This window comes from Paraburkholderia caffeinilytica, assembly GCF_051027425.1.
Taxonomy (GTDB): domain Bacteria; phylum Pseudomonadota; class Gammaproteobacteria; order Burkholderiales; family Burkholderiaceae; genus Paraburkholderia; species Paraburkholderia caffeinilytica_A.
The window spans coordinates 4,261,804-4,278,281 of the sequence record NZ_CP186552.1 but is presented as its reverse complement, the minus strand read 5'-3'; the positions used below and the strand labels follow the sequence as shown (position 1 = coordinate 4,278,281).

Sequence of the window (16,478 nt, the reverse complement as noted above, 5' to 3'; positions counted from 1 at the left end):
ATGAACCTGAAGCAGCGCGAGATTCGCATCATGCACGCCGACCGGTTGCGCGCGCGGGCGCTGCACGATCTCACCAGGGCGCGTGAAGTGCTCGACCTGATACGCGCGCTCGCCGAAGTGCCGACACGCAATCCGGCCACCGCGCTCCAGTCCATCGCGCGTCTTGCGCGTGTAGCGCTCGCGGGCGCGACGCCGCCTGATCCCTCATTCACCCAAGGCGAGGAACACGACAGGAGTTAGCCATGATTGAGATACCCGGTCCACTTGCCGATTTCGTGAGCATCGCGGACAACCGTCTGGTCACGGATACGCTGCGCGTCGCAAGGCACTTTCATAAACGTCACGCGGATGTGCTGCGCACTTACGATAATCGGGAGTGCTCAGCCGAATTCAGCCAACGCAATTTTGCGCCGACCGAATATATCGACATACAGGGCAAGTTGCGTCGCATGGTGCAGATGACGAAAGACGGGTTCATGTTTCTGGTGCTCGGCTTCACGGGCAGCGAAGCGGCACGCATCAAGGAAGCGTTTATTGCTGCGTTCAACGAAATGGCCGCTTTCGTGCGCACCGAACAGCGCGGGCTGCTGCACGACCTGTTCGCACTGCACGAGCGGGAGCGGGCATCGAAAGAACGGGCCTCGACCGGATCACATCTGATGCTGGAACGCAAGGCAACAAAACCAGCGATGGAGGCGGAGCGTTACCGGCTGATGGCGATGATCCAGCCGTCGCTGTTCGACTAGCAGGAGGCTTGCGATGAAAAATCGCGAAAGTGGATTTCCGGTGGGCGGCGCATTGCCACCGCTGAGTGTCACCCTGGGCGACCAGGTGCGGCGTGAGGCGTTGCGCCGTGGCAGTCCGTGGGCGGGGCACGCTGACGAATGCGCGCGCCGGGCCGAAGCGTGGTACGGGCGACACCCATGCACGGGCGACGATCTGCGGCTCGTATTCAGTGAGGTCTTTCGCGAGAAGTAACGCCATGCCCGGAAACCTCGCGCCATATGTTATTTCTGGCCCGGCGCAGATCTGTTTCAGCGGCGGCCGCACGAGCGCGTACATGCTCCATCAGGTCCTGTGCGCCAACTGCGGATTGCCGCGCGACTGCTTCGTGGTGTTCCAGAACACCGGCAAGGAACGCGAAGAAACGCTCGCATTCGTGGACGACTGCGCGCGGCGCTGGAGCGTGCCGGTTGCATGGATCGAGTGGACGGGCTTTATTGAAGGTCGCGCGCAGCGCTTCTGCACTTACCAGCTTGTCACGTTTGCAACGGCGGCACGGCATGGCGAACCGTTCGCGGCGATGACGCGCGCCGCCAACATGCTGCCGAATCCTGCGGCCCGGCTCTGCACGATCAATCTGAAGATGCGCGCGAGCAGCGCCTACATGCGCGCGCAGGGCTTCGAGGAATGGGACAGCGTTATCGGCATACGCGCCGATGAACCGCGCCGCGTGGCGCGCATGATGGACCCGGCACGCGACAACTCCAACGGCGTGCCCGTGCTGCCGCTCGTGCGCGCGAACGTCACGAAAGCTGATGTACTCGCATTCTGGCGCGCGCAACCGTTCGACCTCCAGCTCGATCCGATGGGCGACCTGGGCAACTGTGACTGCTGTTTTCTCAAGGCACGTCACAAGATCGTGCGTGCGCTTGTCGCCGAACCGTGGCGCGCTGAATGGTGGATCGGACAGGAAAGCGCGGAACACGGCGCGACTTTCCGCAATGACCGGCCGCCGTATCGTGACCTGAAACGCGAGGCGCTTTTTTACGCGCGCCAGATTCCGCTCGCGCTCGAAGACTCAGACGAAGACGCATTGATTGATTGTTTCTGTGGAGACTGAGCCATGCTGACGATAGCCGCAGGGGCGCTGGCAGGCGCGGGGCTGCCGCTGCACCCGAACTTTACGGTGATGAGCGGCGTGCTGTGTGGCGCGCTCGTGTTCGTGATGCGCAGCCGCGAGCCTTCGCGCATCCGGCGGCTACTCTACTTCGCGGTTTCGCTGGTGGGCGGCTACGCGCTCACGCCCGAACTGCGCTCCCACCTTGCATGGCTGCCCGAATGGGCTGCCGCGTTTATCTCGGCGGCTGGCGTGGTGACTGCCGCAGTCGTGCTGCTCGACTGGTCGGAAAACTCGGCGCCCGCGCTGCTCACCCAGCTCGTGCAGCGCTTCATTGGAGGAAACAGGTCATGATGGCCTCGCTCGTTCATACCTTCGGCGCGAAGGGCGTTGCCGATTTCTGGCTGCTGATGCTCAACGGGCTGCTCGCCACCGCGATCTTTTCGGTGCTGCTGCTCGCCCATCCGCGCGGGCACGTGGTGGTCACATTCCGCGCGCGGCTCGCGCGCTTTGCGCTCGTGTGCGCCTACGGCGTGCTCGCGCTGCGCGTGTGGGCCGGCTGGTACAACACGCCGGTTGAACCCACGCATGTGGTGGTCAACCTGATTGTGCTGTGGATCGTGTGGACCGCGCGTGGCGACGTGTCGGAGATTGTCGCTACCCTGAAAAGCCTGCGTACGGATCACACCTCTGATCCGCCCACCGCCTGAAACCGGAGGCTCCCGTGGTCTCTCCCATTGGTACAGCGACGGCGGGGCTGTTCTGAAGGGTAACGGGGTGGCCGGGCAATTTCTCTCCGCCCCAACGACGACCTGCAGGTTTTCCACCAGGGTCTTGTATGCCTGCAGGTTGCCCGGCCGTAATCGGCGAGAAGCGAATACTGAAAAAAAGGACTCGCGCCGGTCAGGGTGCGAGTCCCAAGAGGGTTCCAGCCTGTCATACATGGACGCGCCTGAAGGAGAGAGACCTTGTGCGTCCGGAACTGATTATGGCCAGCTCCCGTAAGCAGCGATATGGGAAATATCCTGGCCCAAGCTTCTGCGCGGTATGGCACGTCAGTATCGGGGAAAATGACCTGATTTGCCTCGTGCAGAGCACCCGCACGCCACGGCATGCGGGCAGTACCGCTCAATAACCTTGCGCGTGCCAGGTCCCTAGTGCATGACCTTCGCTCTCCTGAATCATTGATTTCGCGCAAGACATGATGCGATTTCGCACCGCGCGCATCACTGTCGAACCCTCGTGCGATGAGAAAATAGCTGGCACCAGTTGCATATGCTATTCCCCGCCTGAAGCCCGTTCAACATCATTCCATGTCCGACATCCAGCCCGATCCGACCCGCTCCCCAGCCGATGCAACACCGTGTGTTCCCGTTGCGCCGCCAGCTAACGCCAGGCCAGGCTTCTGGCTACTCATGCTCTCAGGGTTCGCGTTACTGGGCGCCGTGCTTGTTCTGGCGCTGATGGTACTTGTGGTGTCCAGTAGCTATGGGTACATAGCCACTGCGACGATCAACACGTTGAGCCTGGCATCCGGCGGGCTCGCAGGTACAGGCGTTACCGTGCTCGCGCTATATGCGTGGATCTACCGGCCATGGAGATTGCCGGATCGCGGCGGACCTGCTTTCTGGCTCCAGGTCGGGTTCGTGGTGTTGGCCCTGTACGTCGCCCTGTACGAGTTGATCGCGCTTGGCTTCTTCAATTTTCACTAAAAGAACTGCACGCGCGACTCGCGTCGTGACTGGCGTGTGCCGTTCGCCTTACCTGCCCGACGCCTGAACCTGAGAGAAAAGGATAACGAAAGATGGGACTCAGCCCGACCGGACCCGAACGTCTGAAATATACGGATATGTTCGACGCGATCCACCGGGGCATCATGCAGCACGAGCGCCTGCTGATGCTGGACACGCCGCTCGGCAGCAATGCGTTGATCCCACTACGGGCACGCGGATCAGCCAGAATCGGGCGCGACTATTCCTGGACCATCGATGTCGCGTCGTTGCGTGACGACACCACGCTGCTGTCGCTGATGCACCAGCCTGTCACGCTCTGGATCCAGCAACCGGGCACGCCGGATGCCGGTCCGGCCTACCGCCCGGTCCACGGTTTCGTGCATCAGGTCGGCTATCTCGGCGGGGATGGTGGGCTGTCTACGTACCAGATCGGATTCTCGTCCGCCCTGGTCTTTCTCGGCAACACGCACAACGAGGAAGGATGGCTCGAACAGGATGCGCGCGAAATAGTCACCGACGTGTTCAACCGGTATCCGCAACTGCAGGGAACATTCCGTTTCGACCTGTCACGCGAACCGGCCAGACGGTCGTGGTGCCGTCAGAGCGAATCGGACCTCCATTTTGTTCGCCGCCTGCTCGAAGATGAAGGCTGGTATTTCTACTGGGTTCACGAGACAGCCAGCGGTGACGAAACGCCGAAAACAACGCTGGTAATTCTGGACCGGGTGTCGTCCTTGCCGCAGGCGCAGCCTGCCGGGTTCTATCGCGGCAACAGCGACCATGAGGTCGATGGATTCACGCAGTGGGCGGCCATGCAGACGATGCAGAGTCTGCGGTACATGTCGCACGCATTCGACTACAAGCGCCCTGCGTCCAGCTTCGAAGCCAGCAGTCTCCTCCAGTCTGTCACGTATGAGGTGCAGGAGCGGCGACCGGGGGACGAGCGCAGTATCCCAAGTGCGCCGATGACGGTGTACGAATCGACGGCTTATGGCTATCCCGACCCGGATAGCGGTGACGCACGTGCGCGTCGTCGCGTCCAGGTGTGGGAAGCGCAGGCCCGGCGGTATTTTGGAGTGGGCGGCCTGCGCTGGCTCGATGCAGGTTCGCGCTTCATCCTGAACAACCATCCACGGCATCAGGACAGCGATGCAACAAAACGGGAATTTCTCGTAGTCGAAACGCGCTGGTTCATCGAGAACAACGTACCGGTTGGCAGGCAGACGGCCGAATTTCCGCTCAGTCTGCGCGCGACGCTGGCGCAACAGCAGGCCGTGCGTGGCGCGCGCTTCAGGACACCGGGCCAGGCAGCAGACGGGACGGCGGGTTTTTACGTCATCGAGGTCGAAGCCCAGGACGCCCGCGTCGATTACCGCAGTCCATTCGATCACGTGAAGCCGGTGATGTCGAATGAACACGCGCTTGTCGTGACCCAGAAGGGCTTCGAGGCGTGGTCGAACGAGCGCAATCAGGTCCGGGTGCATTTCGCATGGGACCATAAAAATCCCCCCGGCGCGTTCAATTCGTCGCCGCTGCTGTCGGCGATCCAGTCCGATACCGGCAACGGTTATGGATCGGTTCACGTCCCAAGGGCGGGCGAATGGGTCGTCATCGGTTACTGGAATAACGACTGCGACAGACCATTCATCCTGGGGCGTGTCAATGGCGGCACAACCCCGTCCCCATGGCATACGAACGTCCTGCTGTCGGGGTTCCGGTCTCGCGGCTTCGGCAGTACCGGCGCATACAACGCCTTCGTGCATGACGACGCAACGCATCAGGGCGGCACGCGCATCGTCAGCTACACCGGGAAAAGCTACGCATCGTTCGCACAGGGTTATCTGATCCGGCAGGACGGCAACAGGCGCGGCCGGTATCTGGGTGCAGGTTTCACACTGCACGCCGACGAGTTCGGCGCGGTGCGTGCCAGCAAGGGGCTGTCGATCAGCACGCACCCTAAAGCCCACGATGACGAGCAGATGGGCGTAGACGAGGCGCACTCGCAGTTGCAGCAGGCAGGGATGCTGGTCGAGTCGCTGTCGAGTGCGAGCACGACGGCGCAGGCCGGATCGCTGCGGGCAGGACAGAACGCGCTCAAGGGCCTGTCCACGGAGATCCTGCACCCGGTATCGGGGGCAAGCGCAGGCGGTGTGACGGCGGGCGGCGGCACGGGTAATGCCAATGGATTTGCCCAGCCGAACATTCTTGTCTCGACACCCAGAGACGTCGCAATGGTTGCGGATCGCTCGGCACATATCGTTGCGGATGGTGAGGCCAATATCGTCAGCAACGGCAACACGCATGTTGCGACCGGCAAGTCGCTGATCGCGGCGGCAGCGGAAAAAATCAGTCTGTTCGCGCAGAAGCTCGGCATATTAATCCGCACGGCAAAAGGGCCAATCGATATAACGGCACTCACCGGCAACGTAAACTTCAACGCGGCAAAAGACGCTACCACGAAGGCCAAACGAATCATCCTCGATGCCGACGAAATCTGGATCAGGGCGGGCGGTTCCTACACCCGATGGTCGGCGGCCGGAATCGAGGACGGCACGCAAGGCCCGCGCACCGTCAGGGCGGCATCGTTCAGCCGCCAGGGGCCGGGTTCGGTTGCCCAGCACATGAACAGCCTGCCGAAGGCGAAATTCAATGATCCCTACACGTTGCACGACCAGATCACGGGCGAGCCGTTGAAGAATCACCCCTACGAACTGGTGCGAGGCGATGGAACGCGTTTGACCGGGACGACTAACGAGTCGGGACATGTGACCGAACAGAAGAGCGATGACGTTGAATCGCTGATGCTGCATGCGCTGCGGCGAACGCCGGACGCTGGTAGTGCTGCGGAATAACTTCGTCTGACAGATACAAACTTATTTTGCGAATGCTATGGGCACTAATCCGACAGGTAATCCAAACGTAGTTTCGCCGTTCAATAACGACTTCGATCAGGACGTGGTGCAGGTCATGGGGCGCACTGCACCAGACGGTTCGTCTTTCGGAAGTTTCACCCTGACGCCAGCCAGCGACACACGAAGAAAGGAACTTTTGTGCGACGTGCGGCCGATCATTCCGGTGATTTTTATTCCCGGCGTAATGGGTACGCTATTGGTCAACGAGAAAACCGGGGATGAGATGTTTTTCCCGCCGAATGCGGCTCCCGGTGATTCAAAGGCTGCAGCGGGAGCCTGGTTATATGGTGCCTACCACAAGAATGCGGCCGAGCGTCAGACGAAATTCAATCCGCTGGAAGCGAAAGTCACTACACTCGGCCCCATCAATGCCGGTGACGGAAAGACAATCAGTGAAGATGAAGCGCGGCGAAGGGGCTGGGGGTCCGTACATCGATGGAGCTACCACCCGTTCCTTTTATGGCTTGAGCAGACGCTTAACTCACCAAAGTTTTTCGGAAAGCTACAGGGGCCGTGGATCAATCCTGATCCAACCGGTGAGACGTGGGCGCGTCACCCGGTCCTCGGGACCGATCCGAAACAATATGGCGGCTTTGGCAAGGGGGCGCCGATTGCTCCGGATTCAGCGGAGTTCAATCATTTTCTCAAATTTCGTTATCGGGTATATGCGATTGGATACAACTGGCTTCAATCAAACGCTGATTCGGCCAGGCAGGTGATAGAAAGTACCGATTATTTCAATCCGAAATCCAGGAAAAAAACTCACCTGATGGGAATCAGGGAGATCATCGCCGAGAATCATAGTGGCAAGGCCATCGTCGTCACGCACTCGATGGGCGGCCTGGTGGCTCGCATGGCCATCGCGATGCACGGCGCGGAGGATCTGATCCACGGGGTGTTTCATGGCGTACAACCTGCGACCGGCGCGCCGCTGGCCGCGAAGCGATTCCGCGCAGGGGCCGGGAGCGAGGGCCCTACCACGTTCCTGATCGGGGACGGCTATAAAAATGGCGCACTGATGGGCCGCGATGAAAACGAGTTCGTCGCGGTGACGGCGAACGCGCCCGGGCCACTCGAACTGTTGCCGATGCCGGATTACAACGACGGTAAGCCGTGGTGGATCTTTGCGCGCATCAACGGAGAGCCTGTTGTTAAGTTGCCAAAGGATGGTGACACGTTTAATGACCTCTATGCGAATCCGAAGTGGTATGGTTTGGTGCCAGATACATCAATGCTTGATCCTGCCGGTATCGTGAAGAGTCGGCTTGATAGAGATAAGGTCAAGAAAACCGTGACCCAGAACTTCATAGATACGCTTCAGGATACGGTGGATAAGCAACGGCAATTAAAGAATAAATATCACGCGAAAACCTATGCGGCCTATGCTGACGGTTCGCTTGCTCAGAGGGCACAAGGCGGTGCATCGGACAAGAACGGGGGCAAGCCGCGAATAGAGAAAGGCGAGGAACTTGAGAAATTACTAACATGGGGCACAGTCGTGTGGACCGGAAATCTGCCAGCCGGGGTAACGGAAGAAGAACTGCTTGAGGCCAGACCGCTGTATGACTCGCACAAGGGGGAGTTGCGGGTGTATCTGGAATCGCGCAAGCTGACTGTGGATTTTGAGGTTCAGAAATCGGCTTCCCTGCCGGGTGACCCGAACGGAATTTTCAGGACACTGGAAGGAAGCCGGAATGGCATCATTCCCGGCGACGGCACGGTACCCGTGTGGTCGGCGCGTGCGCAGGCGCGGGGGCTCAAACCGGGCGCGGATGGCGGCCCTGCGCAGGGCGTGCAGATGGTGTTTGAACAGGGCGGGTACCAGCACCAGTTCAGCTATGAGCATCCGTGGACGCGCTGGGCATTGCTTTACAGTATCGTAAACATCGCGCAGGACGCACCGGACCCCAAATGCTGAAACGTATTGCCAAAGCTCTGCTGCTTGTGGCAGGCCTCGATGCCTGCTCGACTGCTTTCTCCGGGGAACCGACCATGACCAATCCTTTGCTGTCCAAACTGCGTCCGTGGTGCATCGGCCGCTTCGTGTTTGACCGTCCTGCCACGAGCGAAATCTCGAACCAGCGGTACGAGTTTCGAGGAGAGAAGCTGGAGACGCAGTACGGCGCTTCAATTTCCGATTTTCACAATAAGACTGGGGCCTTGGAGAATACGTTGCGCACAAAGAAGCGCACAAACCCTTCGACCGGAGTGGAGGTTGATCACGCATGGCTTGAGAGGGCGTTTTCCCCGACGAAAAATTCGAGAGTTCTTGTTTTTCAAAGTGGGGTTGCGAAGTACGTAAAACTTCCGTTTAAGGAGGAAAGTTATGTATTCGATGGGAATACGCTTTTCCATTTGGTTGGCGGAGTTGGCTCGGAGGCGATTGATCAAGTCGAGGAGATTTATAACGACACAATTCGCCGTATCAAGGCAAGAGACAACGGGTCGGTACCAACCGAGTCGGGATTCTGCTTCGACGGCGGGATCGTGACGGGTTCGTCAACCTATACCGAGGAAGTAAGCCAGTCATTTGCGCTGATGCCAGAACATCGCCCTGCACTGCTGTTGATCCAGATGCGTGATTCAGTGAGCCAAGATCGCAATCCTGCGGCTTCCCTTCTTAAGACCCTGCCTGATTTGCGAGCGAAACTGGATGCAATCGATGCGCCCTACCGTATTCTGCGCCAGGGTCATCGCAAGATCGCGGGCATGGACGCCGAAGAGGTGCTGTTTGAAGTTAAAGACGGGGGCGTCACCGAGTACCGCTTCTCTCTACTTGCGCCGGGTGACCCGAGCACTCTCGCAAAGCCGCATACGTCGATTCAGATGATCCTTGGGGACGTCAGTGGCCGTGATATGCCGGCTGAAGAGCGAACCGCTCCAGTCGATGAGGCAGGGGCGTTGCAGGCTTGGGATACGTTTCTGAACAGTTTGCGGCTGCGGCCGGGCGCGGTGTAAAGGGAGGTGACATGCGACGCTACGACATTGTAGAGGGTGACACGACAACTGCGGGCGGCATCGTGAAAGGCGGCGACGGTGCCGATCCGATCGGTGAGCGCGGACAGGCCTACGAGCACGATCCGGTGTGGTGTCCTGCGTGCGGGACAACTGGCAGGATTGTGTGTGCAGGTCCCCGGATTTCCGGCACGGGACCGGATGGCCGGGAGGTCGCGCTGAGTGATGATCTGTGTGAATGTCAATGTTCGCCAGCACCGACACTCGTGGCGTCACAGTCGGTGTCGTATATCGAGATATGAACCGGACGTGGTGGCGGGCAGGTCGGGATTGCCTGCTGACCCGTCAGCACCCATCGCATCATCCGATCCGGCTGCCAGCCCATCGTTAGAATCGGCGGCTTGGGTCAATCCGTACCGGACCGATTTATCAAAAATTGACTTTCGCCAGATTCTGGCTAATATGGGCCTCTATCGGGATGGTCGAAATCTGTCCCGAACCAGAACCCGCGCGAGCGGGTTTTTTCATGTCCGGCCCCGGTTGTTCCGTTCCCGTGCGCTGCCTCTATTCCAGTCCCGCCGCCGCCCTGCGCGACGCGTTACGCCATGCCGTCGAACGCGGCGGCCTGTCTTCGCTGGCCGTGTTGCATCAGGGCGTGCCGTCCGCTTCCACGCTGACCGGTACGGATGCGACCGTGCAGGCCGCGCGCATCCGTCGCCAGCTCGAACGGCTCGCGCCGCTGCCGCGCGCGCTGCTTGTACTGGCCTATGCGCCGCATGCGCTCAAATGTTCGTGCGGCTCGCGCTGCTGTTCGGGCAGTTATCCCAATCCCGAATGGGCCGGTGCCATGCGCGTTACGCTCGCGCACGTTGCGCCGCTACTCGCCGGGCACGGTCCCAATGACCGGTTGCGCGCGGCGATCGTGGCCAACGCCCTGACGCGCACGAAAGAGACAACGGTGAGCCTCGCGCAGCGCTGCGGCGTTGACCGCCATACGGTCGCCGCTCACGCCGGCATCATCGAGGCGGACCTGATCGGCAACCGGCATGTACCGGGCCGGTTCGATACCGCGTTCGCGCGCGTCGATCTGCTGTTACGCGAAGCGGGCATCGTCGCCGACGAAACCCGCGTCCAGGCCGCCTGAGTGCGGCCGCCCTCGATTGCACCATGGCCGGGCTTTCAGTACGCGCAACCACGCGGGAAATCACCGCAGGCGCGAGCCCGAACCCGAAAGACGACATCCGCGCGATCGTGCGCGCGCTCAACCGGACCGCTGCGCAGGCGCGCACGGGTGGCGCCCGCATGGTGCGCGCATCCGGCTACAACCTGAAGGCGAGCGCCATCAGACGCTCCTTTTCGATCGAACGCGCTACGCCCTCACGGCTTGCGGTGACGCTCAGGGCAACCGGGCGACCCGTCGCGCTCATCAACTACGGTGCGACGCAGACGAAGAAAGGCGTAACGGTGCGCGTGAAGAACGGCCGCAGGACGCTACGTCATGCGTTTATCGCCACGATGCCGAACGGACATAAAGGCGTATTCGAGCGCACCGGCAGGGGACACAGGAAAGTGACCAAAGACGGGCGCGTGTACATGTCCGGTTTGCCGATCCGCGAACTGTACGGCCCGTCGATACCGGATGCGCTGCTGAACGACGCGGTACAGAAGGCACTCACGAATCTCATTGCCGGAAAGTATCCGGCGATTCTGGCGCACGAACTCGCGTGGCTCGCGCGCCGGTGACGCGGCCCGCTGGCCCCTCCCGCAGCGCGTGGGAAGGCTCAACCCGGCCCCGCGCATAAAAAGGTACGAAAGGTACTTCCGCGCAGAAAACGGGCATGCGGACGCGAAGACCCGCGATATTCGCCTAGCTGCGGTCGAAAAAAATTGTCCTGGGACACTTGAATGGGCGAGCGGATTAGCGCAATGGAATTCGCGCGTCGGGCCGGTTGCGACGTGAAGCAGGTACGCCGCGCAATCGAACGGGGCACGCTCACACGCGGGAAAGACGACAGGCTCGACGCTTCGCAGCTTGCCAAAACATGGCGACGCGCGAACCGACGCACGCAGAGCAAAGACACGCCGCAATTGTCCCAGGACAACGCGACCGGTGAGGAAACTGCCGCGAGTGTCGATGAAGCGCTGCGCCTGTTCGAACAGCAGGCCGCCGCCGTCACTGAGCGCGTGCTAAAGGGCGCGTCCTACTCCGACGCCCTGCGCATCAAGGAAAACTATCTGGCCTTGCTGCGCCAGCTCGAATACTCGATCAAGGCCGGTGCCGTGATCGACCTTGCTGCGGCCGAGCAGACCGTATTCGACCTGTTCCGGGGCGTGCGCGATGCGTGGCTTAACTGGCCCGCGCGCGTCGCACCACTGATCGCCGCCGACCTCGATTACGAAGACGTGGACCGGCTGGGCTCGGTGCTCGCGGCGCACGTGCAGACGCAGCTGGCAGGCCTTGGCGAACCCCAGTACACCTTCGAACGCGGGGAAGGTTGAAGCGCTTCGACGGGTCACCCGTCGCGCATTGACACCGCCGCCGAGCATTTCGGTTGCACAGTGGGCCGATCGCTACCGCTACCTCGCGCGCGAAGCCGGTAGCACGGCGGGCAAATGGAATACAGCAACCGTAGAAATCGCACGCGGGCCGATGGCTGCAATAACGGAATTGGGCGTGCATACCATAACAGTTATGGTTGCCACGCAGCTACTTAAAACGGAACTGCTTTTAAATGTTATTGGGTATCACGCGCATTTAAACCCGTGCCCGATTCTGATTCTGCAACCCAAAGGCGAAAGCGCAGAAGAATTCAGCAGGGAACGTGTTAGCCCGATGATTCGCGTAACGCCGGTTTTGCGTGACCTGATTGGCACGAGAAAAATGCGCAGCGCTGACGAGAAAATCTCCTTTAAACCTTTTGAAGGCGGATTTCTGGCAATTGCGGGTGCGGGCTCACCTGATAACCTCGCACGGCGGCCGGTAAAAATCGTGCTGTTCGATGAATGCGATAAATATATCGTAACCCGCGAAGGCGACCCTATTTCACTGGCGGAAGAAAGACTCGCGACCTATGCGAACTCGTTAAGCATCCGCGCCTGTTCGCCAACCATCGAAGGGCAAAGCCGCATTGCCGCGTCTTTCGAGGAATCAGACCAGCGCCGCGCATCCGTTGTGTGCCCGCATTGCGGACACCGAACGTTTCTGGAATTTTTTAAAGACGTTCGATGGTCGCGTGATGCCGCAGACGAAACCCGACACCTACCACGAACCGCCAGAATTTTTTGCGAAGCATGCGGCGCACAATGGAGCGAAGCGCAACGGCTGCGCGCATTGCAGACAATACGCTGGCATCAAACCAGGGCTTTTGACTGTTGCGGCGTGCATCATGAACCGCTCGAAGATTACGCGCGGGCATGGCACGCGCTCGAAACTGACGCCGCCCCGGATATCGCCGTAAATGGTATATGGGACTGGTGGAGCGGTGAACTGCACGCCGTCTATCGCCTGAAATGCCCGAAGTGCGGCGCGTGGCCCGTCGATAACCGGCATGCAGGCTTTACGGCTTCAAAGCTCTACAGCCCGTGGGCAAAAGACCGGCCCGCCGAAATTGCGGCGAAATGGCTGGCCTCGTATCGCGACGAAGTTTTAAAACAGGTCTGGTGGAACACACAACTTGGCGCACCGTACCGCCTTCGTGCAGGCAAGGAAGTCAAGGTTGAAGTACTGGCCGCGCGAGCGGAACACTGGGCGGGCGAAATTCCCGCAGGCGTCGGCGTTCTGACTGCGGGAATTGACATTCAGGACGACCGCGTTGAACTGGAAATTGTCGGCTGGGGCATTGACGAGGAATCGTGGAGCATTGCTTACGAGATTATCGAAGGCGATCCGAATTCGGTTGACCTCTGGCGCGAAGTGGACGCGGCCTTGTTGCGGACATACCGCCGCGAAGACGGCCGTCCGTTCTCCATCATGGCCGCGTGCATTGATTCGGGCGGACACCATACGCAGGCGGTCTATCAGTTCTGCAAGGAACGCGTTGGCCGCCGCGTGTACGCAATCAAGGGCGAAGCAGCGCGCGCGGGGCAACGTTCGCCCGTATGGCCCAATAAAAAGCCGACGCGCCGCACAAAAGCGACCTACCGGCCCGTGATACTCGGCGTCAATGCCGCCAAGGATTCGATACGCGCGCGGCTCGCGCTCGATGCGCCGGGACCGGGTTACATGCACTTTCCAGCCGACCGCGACCGCAACTATTACGCACAACTGGTTGCTGAGCGCATCGCTGTTCGCGAAGTCGCGGGGCACCGCTTTTACGTGTGGGAACTGCCGCCCGGCCGTGCCAATGAGGCGCTTGATTGTCGCGTTTATGCATTTGCCGCCCTGGCCGCACTTCAGCATTTCGGTTTGCGCCTGAACGTCTTCACGCAGCGCGCCGCCGCGCCCTATGGTGATGCGGATACGGACATCGCCGCTGAGTCTGGCGAGTCTCGCGGATCGCGCGCGCTGCTTTCGCAGCTTGCCTGACCATGGATACGCCCTATGTCCGCAGTTGCGACTGCTACGACCCGTCGCAATCCATCTTTGCGGGCATGACTGCCGCGCAACTGCAGGCCGCGCTCGCGGCGGCGCAGGCGGCCTATGTGAAGCTCCTGGCGGGCGGCCAGGGCGTGTCATTCAGCTACACGCAGGGCGACGGCACGCGCAGCGTCACTTATACCGCAGCGAACCCCGCGACCCTCGCGGCCCTGATCCGGCAATTGCAGCAACAGCTGGGGATTGTCTGCAGGGGGCGCGCACCGATCCGGCTGATCTATCGCTAGATGACACCGGTTTTTACCCGAAGGAAGCGCAAGTGAAATCATTGTTCCGGAATATCCTGTTGTGGATAACAGGGTCGCCTGCCGCGACGCGCGCCCGGTCCTTACCGGTCGCACCAACGGTACTGCCTGCCCACTGGTACAACGCCATGCAGGCGGAGATGCGGCGCGCTATGGTGTCGGCGTCGCATCCGCAGGGGACGCGTCCCCGGTGGAAATCCCCCGGGCAACGAGACATAAAACCTTCGCAATTTCAGGCGCGTTCGAAACGCCAGCGGGGATAAGCGTTGCTGCGCTTTCAAGGGACTTCGCAAATTCGTTCTCATCCAGCAGCTTTCGCGCAGCAAGGTGCTTCACGAGGTGGATATAGGCGGTATCCATCGCCTGAAAGTGAGCGATGACCAGCTCGAAAACCTGCACGAATTCCTTGCCCTGATTCATAAGAGCCTCAGTCGTTGACGGGTTGACCTGCCGGGGACAACCGCATTCTCGCACGACTGGCAGCGCGATCTGTGACGGCCATGCCAGGCGTTGAAATCCTCGATCCGGACGGGCGGCCGTTCCCGCCGCGCTCGCGTGTCGTGTCCATGCTCGCGGGTAGCGTGCCCTATGACGCGGCCGACGCGACCAGCCCTGATCTGGCGCTCTGGACACCCTGGCTCGGCTCGCCGGACATCGAGCTCAACCCGTACCGCGACCGCATCGTATCGCGCGTGCGCGATCTGGTCCGCAATGACGGGTGGGCATCGGGCGGCGTTACACGGATTCTCGATAACGCGATTGGCGCAAATTTCCGCCCCGTGTCGAAACCGGATTTCCGCGCGCTTGCGTACCTGAGTGGTAACAAGGCTTTTGATAGCGAATGGGCCGATGAATTCGGCCGTGCGCTCGACGCGCGCTGGCGGGCGTGGGCCAATGACGTCGCGCGCTATTGCGACGTGCAGCGCAATCTGACCATCCCGCAGATCTTCCGCCTTGCGTTCCGCCACAAGCTCGTGGACGGTGACGCGCTCGCCATGCTGCACTGGCTGCCCGATCGTGTGGAACCCGGCCGCGCGCAGTATGCCACCGCCGTGCAACTGATCGACCCTGACCGACTCTCGAATCCCTACATGATGTTCGACCAGCAGACCATGCGCGGCGGCGTGGAAATCGACGCGCGCGGCGCGGCCGTGTCCTACTGGATTCGCGAGGCGCACCAGTCCTCATGGTTTGAGGGGCCCAAGGTGATGGAGTGGCAACGCGTGCAGCGTGAGACCTCCTGGGGCCGCCCCGTGATCGTCCACGACTTCGAGCACGACCGCGCGGACCAGCATCGCGGCGGCGCCGGCATTTTTACGCCCGTGCTTGACCGGCTGAAAATGCTCATCAGGTACGACGCGACCGAACTGGAAAGCGCCATTGTCAACGCGATCTTTTCGGCCTATATCGAGTCGCCCTTCGATCCGTCATTCGTGGAAGACGCGCTGGGCGACTGCGTGGAACTGAAGGGCTACCAGAAGCTGCGCGCCGACTTTCACGACCAGCGGCGGCTCCTGCTCGGCGGCGTGCGCATTCCCGCGCTCTTTACCGGCGAAAAAATCAATACCGTTAGCGCGGTGCGGCCGACCTCGAATTTTCGGGACTTCGAAGGCGCGGCGCTGCGCAACGTCGCCGCGTGTCTCGGCGTGAGCGCCCAGCAGCTTTCGCAGGACTGGTCGGACGTGAATTACTCCAGCGCGCGCGCCGGTCTGCTCGAAGCGTGGAAGACGCTGAACCGTCGCCGCACCGACTTTGCGAACGGTTTCGCGTATCCGGTGCGCGCCGCGTTCGTGGAAGAAGCGCTCGACGTGGACGATCTGCCGTTGCCCGATCACGCACCCGCGTTCATCGAGGCACGCGGCGCGTATTCGCGCTGTACGTGGATCGGCCCCGGCCGGGGCTGGATTGATCCGGTCGCGGAAAAACAGGGCGCGGTGCTTGGCATGGATGCGGGCCTGTCCACGCTCGAAATGGAGTGCGCGGAAAACACGGGCGAAGACTGGGAGGACATGCTCGACCAGCGCGCCCGCGAAGTGCAGGCGTTCAGGGATCGCGACCTGCCGCTGCCGCAATGGGCGGGACTGGCGCAGGCGGAGATTGCAGCGCGCACGCCGCCACGCCCCCAGCCGCAATAAAGGCGAAAGCCCCGGCTGCTCACGACAGTCCGGGGCTTTCTGTTTCCACCATCTGGGTCCAGGC

Annotated in this window: 18 protein-coding genes; 17 read left to right on the top strand and 1 reads right to left on the bottom strand. The window is 61.1% G+C overall.

All coding sequences use genetic code 11. The annotated features are described in order from the left end of the window. The 16 genes from ACOSV0_RS19165 (at position 1) to gpW (ending at position 14,261) form a co-directional block, all read left to right on the top strand. Entirely contained in the window at positions 1-240 is a 240-nt protein-coding gene (locus tag ACOSV0_RS19165) for a hypothetical protein (protein WP_434107664.1), read from the top strand. A 2-nt stretch (positions 241-242) separates the two neighbouring features. Further along, positions 243-746, top strand: coding sequence for a Rha family transcriptional regulator (locus tag ACOSV0_RS19160; RefSeq protein ID WP_434107663.1), 504 nt, complete (start codon positions 243-245; stop codon positions 744-746). A 13-nt stretch (positions 747-759) separates the two neighbouring features. Then, positions 760-978: a hypothetical protein gene (locus ACOSV0_RS19155; RefSeq protein WP_434107662.1), complete on the top strand. Its 219-nt coding sequence runs from the start codon at positions 760-762 to the stop codon at positions 976-978. 82 nt (positions 979-1,060) lie between these two features. Continuing rightward, positions 1,061-1,843 carry a phosphoadenosine phosphosulfate reductase family protein gene (locus ACOSV0_RS19150; protein ID WP_434107661.1) on the top strand — a complete coding sequence of 261 codons (783 nt, stop codon included), beginning with the start codon at positions 1,061-1,063 and terminating at the stop codon, positions 1,841-1,843. A gap of 3 nt (positions 1,844-1,846) precedes the next feature. Next, positions 1,847-2,194 carry a putative holin gene (locus ACOSV0_RS19145; RefSeq protein ID WP_434107660.1) on the top strand — a complete coding sequence of 116 codons (348 nt, stop codon included), beginning with the start codon at positions 1,847-1,849 and terminating at the stop codon, positions 2,192-2,194. Continuing rightward, positions 2,191-2,550, top strand: coding sequence for a hypothetical protein (locus tag ACOSV0_RS19140; protein ID WP_434107659.1), 360 nt, complete (start codon positions 2,191-2,193; stop codon positions 2,548-2,550). Before ACOSV0_RS19145 ends, ACOSV0_RS19140 begins: the two co-directional genes overlap by 4 nt. Before the next feature lie 705 nt (positions 2,551-3,255). Next, a complete protein-coding gene (locus ACOSV0_RS19135) occupies positions 3,256-3,552 on the top strand; it encodes a hypothetical protein (protein ID WP_434107658.1) in 297 nt (98 codons plus the stop codon). Positions 3,553-3,644: 92 nt separating this feature from the next. Then, positions 3,645-6,425: a type VI secretion system Vgr family protein gene (locus ACOSV0_RS19130; RefSeq protein ID WP_434107656.1), complete on the top strand. Its 2,781-nt coding sequence runs from the start codon at positions 3,645-3,647 to the stop codon at positions 6,423-6,425. A gap of 37 nt (positions 6,426-6,462) precedes the next feature. After that, complete coding sequence (locus tag ACOSV0_RS19125; RefSeq protein WP_434107655.1) at positions 6,463-8,403, top strand: esterase/lipase family protein; 1,941 nt, start codon at positions 6,463-6,465, stop codon at positions 8,401-8,403. Continuing rightward, complete coding sequence (locus ACOSV0_RS19120; protein ID WP_434107654.1) at positions 8,397-9,443, top strand: T6SS immunity protein Tli4 family protein; 1,047 nt, start codon at positions 8,397-8,399, stop codon at positions 9,441-9,443. Before ACOSV0_RS19125 ends, ACOSV0_RS19120 begins: the two co-directional genes overlap by 7 nt. An 11-nt stretch (positions 9,444-9,454) precedes the next feature. Then, positions 9,455-9,742 carry a PAAR domain-containing protein gene (locus ACOSV0_RS19115; protein ID WP_434107653.1) on the top strand — a complete coding sequence of 96 codons (288 nt, stop codon included), beginning with the start codon at positions 9,455-9,457 and terminating at the stop codon, positions 9,740-9,742. Between the two features lie 224 nt (positions 9,743-9,966). Beyond that, positions 9,967-10,584 carry a hypothetical protein gene (locus ACOSV0_RS19110; protein ID WP_434107652.1) on the top strand — a complete coding sequence of 206 codons (618 nt, stop codon included), beginning with the start codon at positions 9,967-9,969 and terminating at the stop codon, positions 10,582-10,584. Positions 10,585-10,607: 23 nt separating this feature from the next. After that, positions 10,608-11,183: a phage tail protein gene (locus ACOSV0_RS19105; RefSeq protein ID WP_434107650.1), complete on the top strand. Its 576-nt coding sequence runs from the start codon at positions 10,608-10,610 to the stop codon at positions 11,181-11,183. Between the two features lie 183 nt (positions 11,184-11,366). After that, on the top strand, positions 11,367-11,939 hold the full coding sequence (locus ACOSV0_RS19100) for a hypothetical protein (RefSeq protein ID WP_434107648.1): 573 nt from the start codon (positions 11,367-11,369) through the stop codon (positions 11,937-11,939). A 28-nt stretch (positions 11,940-11,967) separates the two neighbouring features. After that, positions 11,968-13,965 (top strand): phage terminase large subunit family protein, encoded by a 1,998-nt coding sequence (locus ACOSV0_RS19095; RefSeq protein ID WP_434107647.1) that lies wholly within the window; start codon positions 11,968-11,970, stop codon positions 13,963-13,965. Positions 13,966-13,967: 2 nt separating this feature from the next. Beyond that, positions 13,968-14,261, top strand: coding sequence for a gpW family head-tail joining protein (gpW, locus tag ACOSV0_RS19090; protein ID WP_434107646.1), 294 nt, complete (start codon positions 13,968-13,970; stop codon positions 14,259-14,261). 168 nt (positions 14,262-14,429) lie between these two features. Here the strand turns inward: gpW and ACOSV0_RS19085 are convergent, their stop codons facing one another. After that, positions 14,430-14,699: a hypothetical protein gene (locus ACOSV0_RS19085; RefSeq protein ID WP_434107645.1), complete on the bottom strand. Its 270-nt coding sequence runs from the start codon at positions 14,697-14,699 to the stop codon at positions 14,430-14,432. An 80-nt stretch (positions 14,700-14,779) separates the two neighbouring features. On the opposite strand from ACOSV0_RS19085, the gene ACOSV0_RS19080 reads away from it, so the two are divergent. Beyond that, complete coding sequence (locus tag ACOSV0_RS19080; RefSeq protein WP_434107643.1) at positions 14,780-16,414, top strand: phage portal protein; 1,635 nt, start codon at positions 14,780-14,782, stop codon at positions 16,412-16,414. Positions 16,415-16,478: the final 64 nt, after the last annotated feature.